The 19127-nt window shown below is 63.1% G+C and carries 16 protein-coding genes and 1 pseudogene; 6 read left to right on the forward strand and 11 right to left on the reverse strand.

All coding sequences use genetic code 11. From position 1 onward, the window contains the following. Positions 1 to 8: 8 nt before the first annotated feature. Complete coding sequence (locus tag V1279_RS08870; protein ID WP_334434426.1) at positions 9 to 1226, reverse strand: NAD(P)/FAD-dependent oxidoreductase; 1218 nt, start codon at positions 1224 to 1226, stop codon at positions 9 to 11. 123 nt (positions 1227 to 1349) lie between these two features. Between V1279_RS08870 and V1279_RS08875 the strand changes: the two genes are divergently transcribed. Further along, positions 1350 to 2444 (forward strand): AraC family transcriptional regulator, encoded by a 1095-nt coding sequence (locus tag V1279_RS08875; protein WP_334434428.1) that lies wholly within the window; start codon positions 1350 to 1352, stop codon positions 2442 to 2444. Positions 2445 to 3092: 648 nt separating this feature from the next. On the opposite strand, the pseudogene V1279_RS08880 reads toward V1279_RS08875, so the two are convergent. From V1279_RS08880 to V1279_RS08890, 3 genes and pseudogenes are all read right to left on the reverse strand, one after another. Further along, positions 3093 to 3559, reverse strand: a pseudogene (locus tag V1279_RS08880) (MgtC/SapB family protein). Between the two features lie 89 nt (positions 3560 to 3648). Further along, positions 3649 to 4629: a hypothetical protein gene (locus V1279_RS08885; protein ID WP_334434430.1), complete on the reverse strand. Its 981-nt coding sequence runs from the start codon at positions 4627 to 4629 to the stop codon at positions 3649 to 3651. Between the two features lie 408 nt (positions 4630 to 5037). After that, positions 5038 to 5310 (reverse strand): PilZ domain-containing protein, encoded by a 273-nt coding sequence (locus tag V1279_RS08890; RefSeq protein WP_334434432.1) that lies wholly within the window; start codon positions 5308 to 5310, stop codon positions 5038 to 5040. A 462-nt stretch (positions 5311 to 5772) separates the two neighbouring features. On the opposite strand from V1279_RS08890, the gene V1279_RS08895 reads away from it, so the two are divergent. Next, positions 5773 to 6309, forward strand: coding sequence for a GlcG/HbpS family heme-binding protein (locus V1279_RS08895; RefSeq protein WP_334434434.1), 537 nt, complete (start codon positions 5773 to 5775; stop codon positions 6307 to 6309). A gap of 154 nt (positions 6310 to 6463) precedes the next feature. Here the strand turns inward: V1279_RS08895 and V1279_RS08900 are convergent, their stop codons facing one another. After that, positions 6464 to 7234 (reverse strand): SDR family NAD(P)-dependent oxidoreductase, encoded by a 771-nt coding sequence (locus V1279_RS08900; RefSeq protein ID WP_334434436.1) that lies wholly within the window; start codon positions 7232 to 7234, stop codon positions 6464 to 6466. Between the two features lie 501 nt (positions 7235 to 7735). Between V1279_RS08900 and V1279_RS08905 the strand changes: the two genes are divergently transcribed. The 3 genes from V1279_RS08905 to V1279_RS08915 all read left to right on the forward strand — a co-directional run bounded on the left by V1279_RS08905 (position 7736) and on the right by V1279_RS08915 (position 11641). Next, entirely contained in the window at positions 7736 to 9133 is a 1398-nt protein-coding gene (locus V1279_RS08905) for a CoA transferase (RefSeq protein ID WP_334434438.1), read from the forward strand. 129 nt (positions 9134 to 9262) lie between these two features. Next, positions 9263 to 10717, forward strand: coding sequence for a hypothetical protein (locus V1279_RS08910; protein ID WP_334434440.1), 1455 nt, complete (start codon positions 9263 to 9265; stop codon positions 10715 to 10717). A 15-nt stretch (positions 10718 to 10732) separates the two neighbouring features. Then, a complete protein-coding gene (locus V1279_RS08915) occupies positions 10733 to 11641 on the forward strand; it encodes a methylenetetrahydrofolate reductase (protein ID WP_334434442.1) in 909 nt (302 codons plus the stop codon). On the opposite strand, the gene V1279_RS08920 is transcribed toward V1279_RS08915, so the two are convergent. Beyond that, entirely contained in the window at positions 11629 to 12594 is a 966-nt protein-coding gene (locus tag V1279_RS08920; protein WP_334434444.1) for an amidohydrolase family protein, read from the reverse strand. The two genes, V1279_RS08915 and V1279_RS08920, sit on opposite strands and share 13 nt — an antisense overlap. Before the next feature lie 272 nt (positions 12595 to 12866). Here V1279_RS08920 and V1279_RS08925 point away from each other — a divergent pair, with 272 nt between their 5' ends. Then, entirely contained in the window at positions 12867 to 14465 is a 1599-nt protein-coding gene (locus V1279_RS08925) for an FAD-binding oxidoreductase (protein ID WP_334434446.1), read from the forward strand. Positions 14466 to 14470: 5 nt separating this feature from the next. On the opposite strand, the gene V1279_RS08930 is transcribed toward V1279_RS08925, so the two are convergent. From V1279_RS08930 to V1279_RS08950, 5 genes are all read right to left on the reverse strand, one after another. Beyond that, the gene (locus V1279_RS08930; RefSeq protein WP_334434447.1) at positions 14471 to 14818 is read right to left on the reverse strand and encodes a hypothetical protein; all 348 of its coding nucleotides are present in this window, start codon (positions 14816 to 14818) and stop codon (positions 14471 to 14473) included. After that, positions 14808 to 15908 carry a hypothetical protein gene (locus V1279_RS08935; RefSeq protein ID WP_334434449.1) on the reverse strand — a complete coding sequence of 367 codons (1101 nt, stop codon included), beginning with the start codon at positions 15906 to 15908 and terminating at the stop codon, positions 14808 to 14810. The genes V1279_RS08930 and V1279_RS08935 overlap by 11 nt, the downstream gene beginning before the upstream one ends. Beyond that, the gene (locus V1279_RS08940; protein WP_334434451.1) at positions 15901 to 16323 is read right to left on the reverse strand and encodes a hypothetical protein; all 423 of its coding nucleotides are present in this window, start codon (positions 16321 to 16323) and stop codon (positions 15901 to 15903) included. The genes V1279_RS08935 and V1279_RS08940 overlap by 8 nt, the downstream gene beginning before the upstream one ends. 48 nt (positions 16324 to 16371) lie before the next feature. Further along, positions 16372 to 17343, reverse strand: a complete 972-nt coding sequence (locus V1279_RS08945; protein WP_334434453.1) for an alpha/beta fold hydrolase — start codon at positions 17341 to 17343, stop codon at positions 16372 to 16374. A 130-nt stretch (positions 17344 to 17473) separates the two neighbouring features. Continuing rightward, positions 17474 to 18889 carry a TolC family outer membrane protein gene (locus V1279_RS08950; RefSeq protein WP_334434455.1) on the reverse strand — a complete coding sequence of 472 codons (1416 nt, stop codon included), beginning with the start codon at positions 18887 to 18889 and terminating at the stop codon, positions 17474 to 17476. Positions 18890 to 19127: the final 238 nt, after the last annotated feature.

Raw genomic sequence — 19127 nt, forward strand, 5'->3', positions numbered from 1 at the left:
CTATGCACTCATCCTTGAGCTCTGGCTGCAGCGGCAAAGATCGCTTCGATGTTCTCCGGCGCAAAAAATTCCGTCGGCGATATCGTCCCGGCATTCAGACGTGCAAAACCGTCCATGGCGGCCTGGTTGCCATGAACCGCGCCAAGGATCCGTTGCAGCTCGGGTGGCGGCGGCTCAAGCGTTGCGAGGTCGCAGGTGAAATCGTACATCGCCCCGGCCGCCGCGTCGCGGGTGTGCTGGTACTCGCTCATGGCTTCCTCGAATGGCCGCGCGCCCGACAATGATTGATCGATCGCGGTGGCGCAGAGTTCGGCGTCCCGGAAGGCATCGAGAATTCCCTGCGCCGTTATGAAGTCCCTGTTATAGCCGGCGTCCCCTACGAGCGCCCAGCCGGCGCCGTAAGGCTTGCGGAAATAGTTCGGCACCGCTGCGCCGGCGAACGGCGCTTCGCGCGTGGCGCTGCGCAGCCTTTTGGCAAAGTCCGGCGCCTGTTCGATGGCTTTCAAATAATTGCCCTCGATATCCCTCTTGTTCTCCGCAAACTCCGCGTAAGGCCATCCCGCAATGACGAGCGTCAGATCGTCATGGGTCGGCATTGCCGCAAATGCACGCTTGTCGCGGACAAAGGTTTCAAAGCGGCCGTCGGTCGGCAGCCCTCGCCAATAGCTGTAGTAACCCGCCAGCAGAGGCGGCTTCTCGCGGTACTGCTCGGGATGAACCGCCTCGCTCAGCACGGAGTGCCGGCCGTCGGCCCCCACGATCACGTCGGCATGTTCCGTGACGGCGCCGCCTTGCTTCGATCGGCCCTTGATGCCGATGATGCGCTCCCTCTCGATCACTATTTCCTCGACGACAAAACCCTGACGGATCTCCGCGCCGGATTCGGTGGCGGCGTCGACCAGCAGTTTGTCGAGGATGGTCCGCCGCGGGCAGTAGGCAACGGGATCCTTGTCCGTGCCGGGGGCGCCGGCAATGGTGAACGCGCCGAAGTCGAAAGAGTAGGTATGGATCGGCGGGCATCCGGTCGCCACCAGCCGGTCGAGCAGCCCCCATCGCGATAGTGCATTCACGGCAGGGGGATGCACAAGATGGGTTGAAACGGTGTCGCTCGGGAATGACGCGCGGTCGACCGCCAGCACCCGGTACCCCTTGCGCGCCAGCAGCATCGCTGTTGGCGAGCCGGCGCAGCGCGCGCCCACGACGATCACGTCGAATGCCTTGCCCATCGGACCCTCCTTGCAAAGTTCTTCATGCCGGTTCATGGCAGCCAGGCTGACTGATCGCGGTGGCCGGAGCCAAGTGGCCCGACCCAAGGCATTCGAGCCTAGCGGGAAATCGAAGCCCCAACTTTGCCGAAACTCCGTGGTTCTTTGCAGCCCATGGGGTCCACGTTCGGCGGAGCCAAGGAAATGGATGCCCTATCGGAAGCCCTCGCGTCGGTGCACATGACGGGCGCCATCTTCTACCACGCAGAGTGCACTGCCCCTTGGGGGTTCCTGGTGCCGTCCCTGCAGGACGTCGCCCACGTACTTGCTCCCGGAACCGAGCGCTTGGTCAGCTATCATCTGGTCACGGACGGGAAGGCGATCGTGCGCTTCCAGGGCGAAGACGACATCGCCGTCGCTGCGGGCGATATCCTGATCATCCCCCACGGCGATGCCCATACCGTGTCGAACGGCTCGCCATCGACCTACCTCGACAGCGGAGCTTCGCTTAGCGAGTTCCTGGTTGGCCATATGACCACGATGCGACTGGGCGGCGGTGGCGAGGTGACAAGGTTTGTCTGCGGCTATTTCGGCTGCGAACGTCATGCCGAACGGCTTTTCCTCGCCGGCCTGCCGCTGATGATCAAAATCAATCTGCGGGGCGACCCGGCCGGCGAATGGCTGGAGAACTCGGTTCGCCATCTTGTCTCCCAGGCTGGATCCGCGCGGCCGGGACAATCGGTCCTGCTCTCCAAGATGGCGGAGGCGCTCTTCATCGAAACCATTCGCCGCTACATGGAGGCGTTGCCGCCGGAACAGACCGGCTGGCTCGCAGGTGCGCGGGATCCGGTCGTCGGCGGTGCACTGGCGCTACTGCACCGAAAACCCTGTCACCATTGGACCGTGGAGCAACTTGCCGCCGAGACCGGCGTTTCGCGCTCGGTCCTTGCCGAGAGGTTCTCCCGGTTTCTCGGCGAGCCGCCGCTGACCTATCTTGCGCGCTGGCGATTGCAACTCGCCGCCAGGATGCTGCAAACCACGCGGGAGGCTGTGATACAGGTGGCCTCCGAGGTCGGGTATGACTCGGAAGCAGCGTTCAATCGGGCGTTCAAGCGCGAGTTCGGTATTCCCCCGGGACAGTTTAGGGACCAATTCAGAGGATCGCGCTCCCGATCGGGGCTGGTTGGAGGGGACGGGCGAACGCGCATCCCCCTCGGGCGCGGCGTGAGGGCAATCTAAAAAGTATGTGGCTCTCACAATAATCTGGCTGGTTCCGGTCTACCAATAGACCAATTCCGTCCGCGTCTTTCCGGCCCCACTTCTGGCAAATGTTGCTGCGAGCCTCTGCTTTTCGGCGCAATGTGCAGCCAGGGTTTCGTAGAGCCTGGCTTCCATGAATGGAACGTGTTCCCTGCTGGTGGACGCTGCGTCAGCGGTCGCTGATACCAGGGCACTAATCTGGCGTATCAGCAGATCGTCTGTCGATGGCTGCATAACTTTCTCCTTCGATGACGGTCCGACAAGATGATCCCTGATTTCGGGTTACCGCAAGTCGGCAAATGCCGGCTGCGACAGATTGCTCGCGCCCTGTTGAACTTCAGCGAGAAAGGGTGAGCCTGCGCATCTCCTGTAACCGGGCCCGGCAATATTCCCGGTAGAGCATGTCGATGATCATCCACATGACCGACTCCACTGTATGAAGAGGATCACGTTACGACGATATCGTTTCGGGAGTTCTTCCTCGGTCAGGAAAATGGCTTCACGCGAGGCACGGAATATTTCATGCGGGCCGCGGGCGACGAAACAGCCTCACGATGCGGTGACTGTTGTGCATCGTATGCGTCGCTGCTTCGCGACCAGTCCCGGTGGGCATCAGGAAACCTGGGCTCAATCCAACCTGGTGTCGGTCTTACGGTCGCTCTTGCCACCGTCCCTAACATCGTCTCTTTCCTTGATCAGTGTCAGCAGCCTCAGCGTCAGGAACGTAAAAGCGGCGATCGTCACCGCGACGTCGTAGCTGCCGAGTCCGACGGAAACGCCGATCGCGCCGGTGGCCCACAGGCTTGCAGCCGTCGCGGTGCCCTGCACGGTCGTCCCCTGTTTGAGGATCGCGCCGCCGCCGATGAATCCGATGCCGGTGATCAGGCCTTCGATCACTTTCGACATACCGTCAGGGGAATGCACCAGCAGACTTTCGCTGGCCTGGATAAATCCGCAGCTTGCCAGCGCCACCAGCGGGAAGGTGCGCAGGCCTGCGCTTCGCGCCGGCTTCTCGCGGTCCAGCCGATCGGAACGGCCAGCGCGAAGGCCGCCGTCAGCGCCAGAAAATGAACGCCTATCTGAAATCTGTCCAAAGCTTGCCCTCATGAAACCAAAGCCCCACGCCGGCGATAGATGCACGCCGGTCACGCGACGTAAGGCTTTAGCGGGCACCACGATGGCACTACGGCGCCGCGTTCTTCCTCAACGCATCCGCCGCGGAAACGTTCACCACCGGCACGACGCCGTTCGCACCATGACCGGCCACCGTATCGGACGACACGCTCACGATTGCCGCCCCGGTCCGGTACTGCGGCAGGTGATTTTCGAGCGAGTAGATCACGCACAGCGCGAGGCTGGACCAGACCGCCAGGCTGAAATAGAGCGACATCCAGGCAATCTCATCCTTCCACTCGGCAAGGTCGTGGGTCACCACCCAGCGCGTGCTCACGTCGCGCAGGCCCTCGCGGGGCGTCAGGCGCTTGTCGCCATCGGCATCGCCGGTCCGCCAGCGGTTCAGGTACATCGGGACGTCGATCGTCATCAGAAACGCCAGAAAGCCCGCAATGCCTGCGATGGCTATGGCCAGGACCACGCGAACTGCACCATGGAATTCCGGAAGCAGGCGGCAAAGACCCACGCCGATGATGAAGAAGGCAACCGCCCATAGCGAATTTTCGATGGCATTGCCGAGATAATTCCTGGTCAGCACCGCATACCATGAGAGGCATTCCGCGATCAGGATCAGGGGTACGATCACCCACGCGGCATTCACGGTCGTTTCCGCCCCGGTCATCGTGCCGAGCTGATGCAGGAGAATCGCCCATTGCGCCACAAAACAGATCTCGGCCACGGTCGCCACCGACCGTCCGACCAGAACGCTCGACCACCAGGTGTCGAACAGACAGATCCGCTGCACGTCCGCGCGCGGCAGAAATGACCTGAAGGCGCAGCCGAAAACATAGGCCGCACAGAACAGCAGCATGGCCCCGATGCCGGCCGTGCTGCCGGCAGCGCCAGTCGGCTGGAGCGGAAGCTCACGATACAGCACGAACCAGACGGCGATATTGACGCCGCTCACCAGGGTCAACAGGCCCCACCACCAGGACACGGGATTCGTCCAGGACAGGGAACCTGACCGCGCCTGTTGCCATTCCAAACTCATTCGCTGCCCCGCTGTAATCGAACTGACATCTGACTGTAATAATACAGTCATGTGTCGAAGCCAATCACGACATGAGTATGTCAGCGGGTGGGGATGCAGGTGGCGAGTGTGCCGCCGGTCGACGTCGGCCGCCGGTCCGATCGAGCCAACCAGGTTCGGCCGATCTAGGGCTGGCTCAAAATGCGGGCAATGAAGCGCGGTCTTACCGCGAATTCGTCATGCCCGGCCTCGTGCCCGCCTTCGCTAAAGCTTCGGCGGACTGGCACCAAGCCCGGCGAAGCCTTGGCGTAGCCGGCTGCCGGGCATCCACGTCTTGCTTCACTTGGATAGAAAGACGTGGATGGCTGGGACATCTGCGCGAAGACGCGCTTCGCGCTTTTGCCCGGCCATGACGGAGACGGAATTCGGTCAGGACAGGAATTTTACGCCGTAGGTCTTGCCCCGACGCCAAACCACTTCGCACGACTGGCGCGTCGTATGTTCGGGCACCAGCGCCAATTGAAAGCCGTCTCTGACGTCCAGCGCCGCATCGGTCGCGATCTTGGCGCCGCCCGGCGAAACGTCCAGGACGAAGCATTCAATTTTCGTCACGCCGTCGTCGACCGTCATCCAGGTCGGCCGCTTGCGCAGTTCGCGTCGCGGTTCGCGCTGCACTTTTGTCCTTTGGTCGTCGACAATCATCGTGGCCATCCGTCATTGATACCCAGTCGGCTGGGTCTTTGAAGCAGGCCGTCAGAGTGAAGGTAATTTCGTAAAGTTCCCTTAGTTTATCGTTTCAAATTTGCCGGTTTGCTTCGCAAGTGCAAGGCGAGCTTGTAAGGCGAGCTCTCGCAACTTTGCCTGCGCCGTCGGCCCGCGTTCGGGACATCGGTAATGGTCTTCGCGGCCGCAGCAAACCGGGCCTAGAGCATGACCCGGAAAAGTGGATACCGGTTTTCCGAAAAGATCATGCTCAAACAAAAAGTTAGAGCGGGATGACGAATCGAAGAGAAGTCATCTCGCTCTGGCGCGATACGCACGCCCAAATTGAGTTTCAACAAGCCCGGAAAACGCCTACTGTCGACGTCAGCCGGGCAGCGTAGGGGGACGGCCCGGCCGCAACATAATTAATACCCTCATAATCAATATCCTTGGGAGGAAGACATGCGTCGGAATACTTTGGCGATTCTCGCGGCGTGCGCGGCCGTGACGATCTGCGGCCAGGCTCAGGCCCAGCAGCCGGCAGCCGCCCCGGCAGCGGTGCCTGACCAGATGCCGTTCGATGTCCCGTACGGAAATTCGATCACCGCCGATCGCGCCGCCGATGTCGTGAAGGCGATCGTTGCCGAGGCCACGAAATCTCCCCGCAACTGGAAGCTCGCCATTTCCGTCGTCGATACGCACGGCGATCTTGTCTATTTCTACAAGATGGACAACACGCAGCACGGGTCGGTGACGATCTCGCAGAACAAGGCGCGGACCTCGGCGCGCCTTCGCCGCCCGACGCAGATCTTCAACAACGCGATGCAGAATCCTGCCGGCGCCGTTATCATCACGCTGGATTCGCCCCCGCCGACAGCGTCTCCCGGCGGAATTCCGCTTGTCGAGGGCGGCAAGATCATCGGTGCGGTCGGCTGCAGCGGCGCCACCGGTGATCAGGATGCCGTCGCCTGCAAGGCCGGCGTGGACACGGTGAAGTAGGCGGGGCTGCGATTAGGATGGCTCCGTTGCCGGCGGAGCCATTGAGAAGCGGGTGGGCAAAGCGGAGCGTGCCCACCATTCAGTTTGCTATCGGGATAGATGGTGGGCACGGCGCAAGCGCGCCTTTGCCCACCCACACTACCGCACAACGCCCTCAGAAATTCACGCGGTTCGAGATCGCGCCGTCGACGACGAGGTTCGAACCGGTCGTGAAGGAGGAGGCCGGACTCGCCAGGAACACCGCCGCATTGGCGATTTCCTGCGGCGTCGCCATGCGGCCGGTCGGGTTGCGCGCCAGCGCATCCTGGTAGCGCTTCGGCATGTTCTGCTCGACCATGTTCCAGATGCCGCCCCTGAAATAAACCGTGCCCGGCGACACCACATTGACGCGGATTTTCTTGCTCGCGTATTGCCGCGCCAGTCCCTTGGCCATGTGGATCAGCGCCGCCTTGATCGGGCCGTATGAGCTGGCGCTATCCGCCTGCGCCGCCGAGATCGATGAAATGATGACGAAGGCCGCGTCGCCGGTCTTCTCGCCGCTGGCTTCGAGCCAGGGACGCGCAGCCTCGAACGCGTTCACGGCGCCGAGCACGTCGAGCCGAAAGTTCTGCTCCCATGAAGCGGGATCGCCGCCTTGCGCCATGGCCCCGGCATTGGAAAACAGCATGTCGACGCTGCCCAGTTCTCGGGCCGCGTCCGATATCCACGATTTCAGCGCGGCGGCGTCGGTGATGTCGACGGGCGCACCGGTCGCCTTCGCGCCCATCGCCTGCAGCTCGGTAACGGTGCCGGCGACCTGATCGGCGTTGCGGGCGCACACCGCGACGCCTGAGCCTTCGCCCGCCAGCGTGTTCGCAATCGCCCGCCCGATGCCGCGCGTGCCGCCGAGCACGACGGCGTTTCTGCCCTTCAAACCCAAATCCATTTTGTTTTTCCTTTGTTGATTCCGCCGCATTGTAGCGCCGAGTTCGTAGGTTAGGCAAAGGCGCACTTGCGCCGTGCCCACCATCTATCACCGATCGTCCTTCTTGATGATGGGCATGCTGTTGCTTTGTCTACCCTACGGTCTGCGGACTGATTTGCCTTGCCGGCAAGCAGCAAGCACCCGGTCTTCCCTGCGCCCTCTGTGTTTCAGGAGGGCAAAAAGAAGATGCAAACCTCGGGCGCAATGCGCCGCGAGATCGCGAAACTGTATCAACGTCATTGCGAGCGCAGCGAAGCAATCCATCTCTCCGCTTGCCGCGCTATGGATTGCTTCGCTGCGCTCGCAATGACGGGGAGGGAACGGTGCCTGGTAATCCGTAGTTCGGATGGAGCGAAGCGAAATCCGGGAAGATCTTGTCAGCGGATCGCTCCACCCGGATTGCGCTACGCTCCATCCGGGCTACGTTGCGTCGGATATTAAAAGAACGGAATAGACACACCGATGCAAAGCCCCCGCGAAATTCTCTCCGATATCTGGTCCGCTGCCGGCGGCGAAGCTTCCGCGCTCGACGCGCTCACGCTGACCGGCGATGAGCCGCAACTGCCGTCCTCGTTTCGCGTCGCTGCGGCCGCACAGGTCAGCGTTGCCGCGACCGGATTGGCGGCGGCCGAGATCTGGAAGATGCGCAGCCGGCAAGCGCAGGAGGTGGCCGTCGATATGCGCCATGCCGTGGTCGAATGCCGGAGCGAACGCTATCTGCGCGTCGACGGCAAGCCGCCGCCGCCAGCCTGGGACGCGATCGCCGGAGTTTACAAGACCCGCGATAACAGGTTCGTGCGGCTGCACACAAACTTCCCGCATCACCGCGACGCCGTCTGCAAGCTGCTGAACTGCAAGCCGGAGCGCGAAGAAGTGCAGGCCGCGCTGATGCAATGGGACGGCGAGGCGCTCGAGACCGCGGCTTATGCCGGCGGCTGTGTCGTTGCCTTCATGCGCTCCCACGACGAATGGGCGGCTACGCCGCATGCGAAAGCGCTCGCCGCACTGCCGCTGATCTCGATCATGAAAATCGGTGATGCCGCGCCAAAGCCGTGGCCTGCGGGCGATCGTCCGCTCGCGGGAATCCGCGTGCTCGATCTGTCGCGCGTGATCGCGGGTCCCGTCGCGGGGCGAACGCTCGCCGCGCACGGCGCCGACGTGTTGCTGATTTCCGGGCCCGACCTGCCGGCAATTCCCTGGCTCACCATCGACACCGGGCGCGGCAAGCTGACGAGCTTTGTCGAACTCAAGAGCGAGCAAGGGAGGGAGGTGCTGCGCGATCTGTTGGCCGAGGCGGATATTTTTTCGCAAGGCTACCGGCCGCATGCCATCGCCGGCCTCGGCTTCTCGCCGGAGGATGCGGCGCGCATCAATCCCGGTATCATTTATGTCGCGTTGTCGGCGTATGGCCATGCCGGGCCATGGGCGGCGCGGCGCAGCTTCGACTCGCTGGTGCAGACTGCGACCGGCTTCAACCATGCCGAAGGGCAGGCGGCCGGCATCGACGGACCGAAGGAGTTGCCGGCGCAAATGCTCGACCACGCCACCGGTTACTTCATGGCGTTCGGCGCCATGATGGCGAAGGCACGTCAGGCGCGCGAAGGCGGAAGCTGGCACGTCCAGGTGTCGCTGGCGCAGACCGGGCGATGGCTGTGGAATCTCGGGCGGGTTGGCGACGGCCTTGCGACCGATGATCTGAAGGGGGAGGCGGTGAGGCCCTTCATCGAGGAGGCCGGTTCGGGCTTCGGTGTGCTGCGATCGGTCAGGCACTCGGCGTTCCTGTCGAAAACCCCGGCGTTCTGGACGCGCCCGGCGATGCCGCTCGGCACTCATCCGCCGCAATGGCCGTTGCGTAAATAGTCAGAGCCGATGCGGGTGATGGGATTTTCGTATGGGCACACGCCCATGTTTCCTGCCCACTCGGTTTGTGGTTGACGCAATCCTGTGGCCGTCCCTTGATACCGGCAGGGACCAACCGCAGGAGAAGCCATGCGGATCGAGGAAAGCCAAGGATCGAATGGCGGGCAGAACGGCCACGCGCAGCCAGCGAAGGCGGCGCCGACGGCCGAGCAAATACTCGGAGAAATCCGCGACTATTGCCGCCAGACGCAGACCGCCGAATCGACCTTCGGGCGGCTGGTGGTCAATGACGGCAAGCTGGTGTCGCGGCTGCGCGACGGCGCCAGGATCACGACCGGCACGCTCGACAAGGTCCGCGCGTATCTCGCCGAGCACCAGCCCGCTTCGACCGCAGCGGCCGGCCAACCGTCGCCGTCAGCCAAACCGCTGAACGGCGCGGCCGCCGCCAATGCCGTCGCGCCGCCGGGCTTCCGATTCTTCGACAATCGCCAGAAATACCTGCTGTTCGTCTCGACCTGCAGCGAGAAGACCGAGGTCGGCAATCGTATCTCGCTCGAGCTCGGCAATCTGCAGCCGGCGCCGCCGGCGCTGCGCATCTTCGATGCCGGCGTCGGCGACGGCACCGTGCTGTCGCGCGTGATGCGGGCGGTGCATGCGCGCTTCCCGACCATGCCGCTCTATGTCGTGGCGAAAGAGATCAGTTACGAAGACGTCCGCCTGATGCTGGAGAAGATGGCGGACCGCCTGTTCGAGCATCCCGCCACCGTGCTTGTCGTGACCAATCTGTATTACGCGGAGGCGCCGTGGCTGACGCCGCGCTCGGTGACGTCAGCGCAAGGCTTGATCTGGAAGGATGTCACCCTGACCGGCAACACCGCGCACGGCTTCGCCGAGCAGATCGGCGAACTGGAAGGCTTCCTCGCCGAGAACTGGCGCGCAGGCATCAGCCCCACCACGGGCAATCCGGTGTACCAGCGTCCGGTCATCCTGACGCTGCGGCGCGAGGATCATTCGTTCCTGCTCGATCCGATCATGCCGCGGCCCGGCCGGGTGATGGCGGATTACGATCTGGTCATTGCCTCACAGCCCTACCGGGCGCGGGCGAGCGTGGAGTTCAAGGCCTCGAAGGTATTGACGCCGCTGGTCAAGTCGCTGCGGCCAGGCGGGCGGCTGATCGGCATCCATTCGCATGGCAAGGACCCCGGCATCGAGATCATCGACCAGGTCTGGCCGGGCGATGATCCGTTCAAGACCGACCGCTACGCGATCCTGCGCCAGGTCAAGCACGAGCTTGGCGCGGCGGCCCGGCACTACAATTTCAATGCCTCCTCCGACGCGCGCTCGATCTTCCGCTACCGCATGCACACGCTGCCGGACGAGGTCAGCGGGCCGATCGGGACCTCGACGCTGTTCGCGGCCTGGAACGCTGCGATCTACGTGGCGCAGATCGAGGATAACAGGTTGTCGGAAGTGGTCCGCGACGGCCGCTACCTCGAAGCCACCGACCGCGTGCTGAAGAAGCATGGCGGCCTCTGGTTCAACGACGAAACCTACGTGATCTCGCGCCGCCGCGCGCCGGCATGACCTTGGGAGGCGCCCGTGACCGTCTCCGATCAGTCATCCTCCAGACTAGCCGCGCTGCTGTCGTCGGTATCAGTCGAAATCTCCTCGCGCGGGCATCAGGTCGCGGAACTGCGCGATCATTTCGCTGCCGGCACGGATGTCACCATCACGTTCCTGCCCGGCGACAATTATCGCCACAATGTCGAAACGGCTGCCGCGTTGCGCCGGGCTGGCTACAATCCGGTGCCGCACATCGCTGCGCGCGAAATGCCCTCCCGGGGGGCGCTCGACGATTTCCTGGCCCGGGCGCGGGGCGAGGCCGATGTGTCGCGCATTGTCCTGATCGCGGGCGACGTCGCCGCCGCAAGGGGCCCGTTCAAGTCGACACGCGATGTCTGCAACAGTGGCTTGCTCGAGGCGCACGAAATGACGTCCGTCAGCGTGGCCGGTCATCCCGAAGGCCATCCCTATCTCGAACTGCCGGATGCGCTGCAGGGGCTCGAAGCGTGGCGCGATTGGGGAAGGCGGACCGGAACGCGGGTCGATATCGTCACTCAATTTTGCTTCGAGAGCACGCCGGTCCTGCAATGGATCGCTGCGCTCGATCGCGCCGGCGTCGATCTTCCTGTCATCGTCGGTCTGGCCGGTCCGGCGACGCCGGCGACATTGACAAAATTCGCGCTCCGCTGCGGCATCGGCAATTCGATGCGCGCGCTGCGGGCCCAGATCGGCCGGTTCGGCCGGCTGCTGACGGATACCGGCCCGGACGACGTCGTCAGGGGATTGCGCTGCGCGCCTGCGGCCGCGACTGCGCCGATCGCGGGGTTTCACCTGTTCCCGTTCGGCGGCCTGCGCAAGGCCGGCGACTGGCTGCGCAACTGCGACCACGACCCGCTCGGACTTCAGCGCGCCGCGATGTCGGGCGCCGGGCTTCAGAACCCGTAAAGCTGCGCCGGGTTGTCGACGAGAATCTTCTTGCGGATCGCCGCGTCCGGCGCCCACACCGGAAGCTGGTTCAACAGCTGCCCGTCGTCGATCTGGAACAGCGGCGTGACGTCGGTAATCTTCTTGTCGGCAGGCGTGACCGAGTTCGGATGCGGCCAGTCGGTACCCCAGACGATGCGGTCGGCATTGGCCGCGATCAAAGCCTTGGCGAGCGGGATGCAATCGGTGTAGTCGGGCGCCAGTTTCGAGGCGCGGTAGGCGCCGGAAATCTTCACATAGGCCTTGCCCGATTTGATGAGATCCACGAGGTCGGCAAAGCCGGGCTGCTCGACGCCGAGGGCAGCCTGCGCGCCGCCGAAATGATCGAACACAACAGGCACCGGCGAGGCCATGACCAGATCCTTGATCGCGGTGATCATCGCCAGATTGGTATAGAGCTGCACATGCCAGCCGCGCGCTTTCATGCGCTCGACGGCTGCCGTGAAGCGCGGCCGGGCGACACTCGGATCATTGACGCCGCCGGTTGCGAGATTGAGGCGGACGCCGCGAATGCCGGCCTTGCCCATCAGGTCGAGATCGCTCTCCGACGTCTTGTCGTCGATCACGGCGACCCCGCGCGCGGTCGGTCCCCGCGCCGCCATGCCGAACAGCGTGGCCGAGTTGTCGGTGCCGTAGATCGAGGGCGTGACGATCACGACCCGCTCCATGTGCAGCGCCTTGTGCAGGGTGGTCATTTCCTCCGGAGAGGCCAGTTCGGGCGTATAGACGCGGCCGGAGAAGAACGGGAATTTCTCAGGGTCCGGATGGATATGGGTGTGGCAGTCGCAGGCGCCCGCGGGCACGTCGAAATTCACCGGCGTCGCGGGTTGCGCCGCTTTGGCGGAGGCGGTTCTGTTGTTCATGATCACTCCGGCTGCGATGGAGGCGAGCATCATACTGCGTCGCGTCAGCATTGGTGTTCTCCATGGACAATGTTGTTGATTGTTGGTGTCCGAACAGGGCGTGCCCGTCGACTTCAGCGTTCCTCCTCGGCGCCGGGCGTTGCTTCGCCCGCTGTGCGGTCGGCAGATTATCGGGAGAAGTGAGGCGCGGGAAGGGCGCCCGGCGCGTGGCTGCGTTGAGTTATCGCTTCGGTAACGCAACCGGTCTATCGAACCGGAAGCCGCCCAAATTTGACTAATGATCCGCTGCCCGGAATATCTCGCAATCCCCCTGGAATCAGTTCATGCGAAAATTTTCACAAAAGTTCAAAACCGGCGCGTCGGTCGTCGCCGTGGTCGTCGTGCTGCTCGGCATTTATAGCTATCGCAAGCTTCAGGCGCTGGCTGCCGATCCCGCCGGCGAAAAGGATTGCGGGCCGGCGGTCGGCAGCGGGGAGCAGGCGAAGATCGATCTGGAGCGGATCAAGGCGATTGCGCCGCTCAAGGATGTGAAATGGTCGCAGCTTGGCGGCAGCATCAATGATGCGAGCTGCCTCAACAAGACCGAAATCTACGGCGTGGTCGAGGTGCGCAGCGTCGAAGATGTCGCGAAGACGCTGGCGTTTGCGCGCGACAACAAGCTCTCGGTGACGACCGCCGGCGTGCGTCACAGCATGGGCGGGCACGCCTTCCGCAAGGGCGGCATCGTGCTCGACATGCGCGGCTTCAACAAGATCGTTCTCAACGAGAGCTCGCGATCGGTCACGGTGCAGCCGGGCGCGACCTGGCACGATATCCAGAGCGTGCTGCATCCGCGCTTTGCAGTTCGCGCCATGCAGTCGACCGATATTTTCAGTGTCGGCGGCTCGATCTCGGTCAACGCCCACGGCATGGACCATCAGGCCGGCGCGCTCGCCAAATCGATCAAGTCGATGAAGGTGATGCTGGCCGACGGCTCGTTGCAGACGGTATCGGGGACCGAGAACACGGATCTATTCAACCTCGTGGTCGGCGGCTACGGCCTGTTCGGCGTCATCGTCGAGGCCGAGCTCGATATTGCCGATAATCTGGTCTACCAGACCGGGCGCCGCATGATGGACTACAAGGAATTTCCGGCGTTGTTCGCCAATGAGATCGAGAAGGACGCCAATGTCGGCTTGATGTATGGCCACCTCTCGACCGCGCCAAGCTCGTTCCTGCGCGAATTGCTGCTCTACACCTACACCAGGGTGGACGGCACTGATTTCAAGCGCGAGCCGCTCGGCGAGGTCTCAGGCACCAAATTGCGGCGGCTCACCATCAACCTGTCCAAGCAGGGACCGCTGTTTCAGGAAATGAAATGGCTGTCGGAAAAGCACATCGAGCACCGGATGGAGACCTGCACGGTGACGCGCGCGCAGGCGATCGGATCGGCGGAGGCCTGTCTCGTCAACCGCAATGACCCGATGCACGATTCCGTGCCTTACTTGCGCAACGCGTTGCCCAACGATACCGACATCCTGCACGAATATTTCATCCCGCGCGGCCAGTTCGTCTCGTTTGTCGACGGCATGCGCAAGGTGCTGACCGACAACAAGACCAATCTGTTGAATGCGTCCGTGCGCGTCGTGCATCAGGAGAACAATTTCCTGACCTATTCGCCGGAGCCGGCGTTCTCGCTGGTGCTCTACATCAACCAGACCACCGATGAAGAGGGCAACCGTCGAATGAAGAAGGCGACGGAGGAATTGATCGACCTCACCATCGCGCACAAGGGTTGGTTTTTCCTGCCCTACCAGCTCTATTATTCGCGCGATCAGTTGCAGCGCTCGTATCCGCAGATCAACGATTTCTTCGCGGCAAAGCGGAAACATGATCCGAGCGAGCTATTCACGAATACGTTTTATCAGAAGTACGCGTCGTAAACGCGTCAGAGCTGCGCGGTGGATCGCTTGGGCGGCAGGCCGCTGCAGCCGCCGGCTTGCTCTGCGTCCAGCACCAGCAGTGCGCCCGCGGCATAGAGGCGGGCGACAAAACCGGCATCGTCGGAACGCGCAATGGTGACGTAATCGTTCGACGCGAGGATGCGGCCATTAGCCCTGGCGATCGCGGCCAGCGCTTGTGATTGCGGACCGACAATGGCCATCGACTTGCCGGGGGCCGATCCAAAGGTCAACGCAACGACAACTGCAAGCCAGCCAAAGACGACGAAGGCGATTGCACCGGCGATGCGGCCCAGCGGCAACGCCAGATGCCGCTGACGCGCGTCAGTAGTCATAGAAGTGCTCAATGCTTGCACCCCTGGCCTTGAGTTCGCGGTTGATGTCGACAAGCCGGTCGATCCTGGCTTTCAGGCCGGCCCTGCGAAACCCGGGCCGGGCATCCAGCTCCAGCGAAAACAATTCTGCCGTACCTTTAATGTCCAGCTTGGCGGCATCCGGCGCAATCACCGTGATGAGGATGTCGTGATTGCCCGCGATTTCCGCAAGGCCGAATCCCTGATCCAGCAGGCCCTGCACGATCTCGGTGAAGGCCTTGTAGCGCGGCGCCTGCACCAGCTGCCATTGTGCGTTGAGCGCACGGATCGGCTTGATGCGCGGCTCCTTCGCCAGCATCTGCGGTGGCAGCGTCGCGACCGCGAACATGATGTCGCGCGGCTCATTGTCACCACCGGCGTCGAGCGCCTTCTGGATCAGCGCGGCATAGCCGATCTTGACGAAATATTCCGCGCCGAGCGTGAAGTCGCGCTCCCAGCTGCGCAAGTTGCTCGGCGTCGGCGCTGAGATCGCCATCAGGCCGTCGAGCTTCTCGCGAAACGGATATTTGTACCAGGGGATCGTGTAGAGGAACGCAGCATAGTCCTGCAGCACGGCGCGGCCGAACTCGTCCTGCGGTGTGCGCTTCTCGCCCCTGATCCATTCGAACACCCGCCCAACGGTGTTTTCATAAAGTCCCTTGATGGCGTATTCAGCGGAGTAGCTGATGCCGATCACGTAGATCATGGTCTTGACCTCGGTGAGCTGCTCGCCGGTTGCGGGCACCGCGCGGTTGATGGTGCAGAAGCTCTGCCAGAACCCGAAGATATGGCCGAGATAGTTGAAATGGCTTTCGCCGGAGCGATCGAGGAAGCGGCCGAAATCCTCGAACGAATAGACGATGTACCATTCGGGGAAGGTGAAGAAGGTGTTGTTCAGCTTGCGCCGGTAGCCCGGCTCGTCGATCGCGGGCAGGGTCACGGCCGGCGCATTGGCGACTGCAGCGCCGGAAGAGGGGCGGCAGGTCCCCTCGATATAGGCCAGCGGCACAAGCACCGACAGTGCGATCAGGATCGCGACAACAGCCAGGATGCGCCGCAGCCACCTAAGCATGAGCGACGGACCGCGTCCGCGGTGCGAGCCCATAGCCGATCAGGATCGCCACGCCGCCAAGGCCGAGATGCGGAGCGTTGGCGAAAAACCGCGTCGAGAGCGGCAGGTTGAGTGCGCCGTTGATCAGGATGCCGAAGTCGAGATAGCCGCTGCCGGTGAGCAGGCCGAGCACGCCGTCGGCGAAGTAGAACGCGCCGAACAATTGAAAGAACAATTCCGAGGCGCGGCGCGAGGTCATCGCCGCAATTGCCGCCCATAGCGCCGAGACGAGATGCAGCCCGTCGGCGTACCAGGTGCGGCGAAACAGGCCGAAGATCATGTCATTGGCGTCGATGAAGGCCGGGATGTAGCCGGTAAGGATCACGAAGCCGAGCAGGGCGGCATAGCCCCAGGCGCACAATCTGATGATGTCCATGATGTCTCCGGCCGGTGATCGGTAGGACTTGTCGAATCTCTGCTCAGTCTAGAATTTTCCAAGCGTCTTGAGCAGGGCATCGTTGAACATGCCGGGGTCCTCGATTTGCGGAATGTGACCGAGCCCCGGCAGCAATGTCAGGTCCGTATCAGGCGGCAGCAGCGTTCGGAGATCGAGAGCTTGCTCAACCGGGGTGATCGTATCCTTGTCGCCCCACAGGATCGCGACGGGGACTTCCAGCTTCGCATAGGCATTGCGGTCCGCGCTCGCGGCATCGGTGTCGGCGCCGAGGAAATAATACAGCCAGCCGGCGATATCGCGCGTGCTGTCGCGCTGCGCCAGCGGCCTTTGCAGGATCGCAACATATTCCGGCAGCGCGCGCTCCTTCTTCGCGATCAGCGATTTGAGCAGCATTTGCGTCGCCACGGGATTGGTGATGGTCAGCGACACCAGGACTTCACGAATCCATTGCGGCTGGATCACCCAGGGCGCGGCTGACGGCGCAACCGTCAATCCGAGTGCCGCATCGACCAACACCAATGCGCGCGCCCGATCCGGATATCGCATCGCGAGTTCGGTCGCAGCACCAGCGCCGAAGGAGTGACCGACGATGATGGCGGGCTCAGCTTTCAGTGCATCAAGCACATCGTGGATCCGGGCGGCCTGGTCCTGCCGCGTATAACTGCCAGGACGGTCCGAAAATCCAAACGGCGGGAGATCGAGAGCGATCACATGAAAGCCGGCCGCGGCCAGCACGTCGCTGGTATGCCGCCATAGCTCGCTCCACGCCGCCGTGCCGTGAAACAGCACCACGGGAATGCCATCCTCCGGACCCTTCTCCTGCACGAACACGCGGCCTGAACGCGTCGGCACCAGGTGGCCGGTCCGTGGCGCCAGTTGGGCGCGCGCCCCGGTTTCGCGTATCGACGCCGCGAGGCGGAATGAGGTGACCACAAGGATTGCGGACAGGAGCAGGACCAACAAGCCGTTGGCCGACCAGCGCAGGATGTTTGAAACCACGAGGCCTCGCAAAATCGATCAAACAAATGGGTGACGGAAGCGGACCCGGGTTTTAGGCGAACGCAAATGGCTGGCGACTGAAAATACCCGACATGATCAGCGTCCGGTTAATACCGGAAGAAAATGCAACCTACTGCCCCGACGGCGTCCGCAGGCCGTGCCAGGCATCGCGCACCTGATGGTAATGCACTTCCGGCAGGTAGTCCGGCGTTTTGAGATTGAGCGTCTTGACGTCGAGCCGGCCGATCGCGCTGAGCAAGGTGTAGGAGGCGATCACGCGGTCGCGCTGCGCGCCGATCAGCCGGGCCTTCGCCAGGATCAGATCCTGCTGCGCGTTCAGCACGTCGACAGTGGTGCGCTGGCCGCCGGCTGCTTCCCGCTGCACGCCCTCCAGCGCGACGGTGGCGGCGCGGACCTCGGCTTCGGATGCGGTCACCGCGATCTTGGCGCCTTCATTGGCGACCCAGGCGCCGACCGCAGCGGTGCGGGCCTGATTGCGGACCTGGTCCAGCACCTGCCGGCTTTGGGTTGCGATTTCCTTGGCTTGCCGGGTCTGTGACGCCGCCATACCGCCGTCATAGATCGGCTGCGTGAGCTGGGTCGTTACTGAAGCCTGATCGGTCCCCAAGGTGCCGAGCGTGGGGTCCGACTGCTTGCTGCGGCTGGCGCTGCCTTGCAGTGTGATCGTCGGCATCAGGCTGCTCTCGGCGACGCGGATCGAGGTCGATGCCACGTCGAAATCAAAGCTTGCCGCCATCACCGCTGGGTGCTCCCGGAAGGCGAAGCTGGTGGCATCGTCGCGGCTGCGCGGCAGCAGGCGATCCATGGCCTCGGCAGGGCGGAGCACGGTGGGCGCGTTGCCGATAACCTGAAGATAGGTCGCCTGGCTGACGGCCAGATTGACCTCAGCGGCATTCAAATCGGCGCGACCACGGCTCAGACGTGCCTCGGCCTGCGCGGCATCGGTGGGCGTGACGTCGCCGGCATTCAGGCGCTTCTGGGTAATGCTGAGCGTTTCCTGCAGGAACGCCACATTGGCGCGCTGGGCTTCGACCAGCGATTGGTTGGCGAGAACGTTTGTATAGACCGTGACCGCATCCAGCAGCACGCCCTGACCGACGTTGCGCAGCGCCTCGCGACCGGCCTGAACCTGCAGTTCCGCCACGCGCACGCTGTTGGCGGTCTTGAAACCGTTGAACAGCGTCTGGGACACGGTCACGCCGATGGTCCAGGGCTTCAGGTTCGCCGATTGGATGGTGTTGTCGGGCAGCAGGTTGCGCACCGCCTGAAAGCCGGCGGAGAGCGTAGCAACGATCTGCGGCCGATATCCCGAAAGCGCCTGCGGCACGTTCTCGTCGGTGGCGCGCTGGCGCGCCCGCTCGGCATTGAGCGCGGGATTGGTCTGGTAGGCCTTGGCCAGCGCCTCGGGGAGCGATTCGCCATGCGCAGCCGGCGCCGCAAACGCTAGGCTAGCCGCAGCAAGGCAAATGCCCGATCGAAGCAACCGTCTTTCGACGTGGCCAACCCTTGCGGCACGCTTAGCCATTTGACCCCGTAGTCAACACAAGAACGTGATAACCCTGCTTCGAGCTATCCCGCTCTATCTGTTTGTTTGGGCATGATCTTCGGAGAATGCCGGTCGCCCGTCATTCCGGATCATGCATTGCTTGTCTGCGCCCCCGCCGACAGCCTCGGCTCCCTCTACCTGTTTAGGGGGCGTCGCCGCCACAGGCAAACTGCCGCGCGACATCAGTACATCAATTCAGTGAAATCGGCGCTTGGCT

Source organism: Bradyrhizobium sp. AZCC 1610, assembly GCF_036924515.1.
Taxonomy (GTDB): Bacteria; Pseudomonadota; Alphaproteobacteria; order Rhizobiales; family Xanthobacteraceae; genus Bradyrhizobium.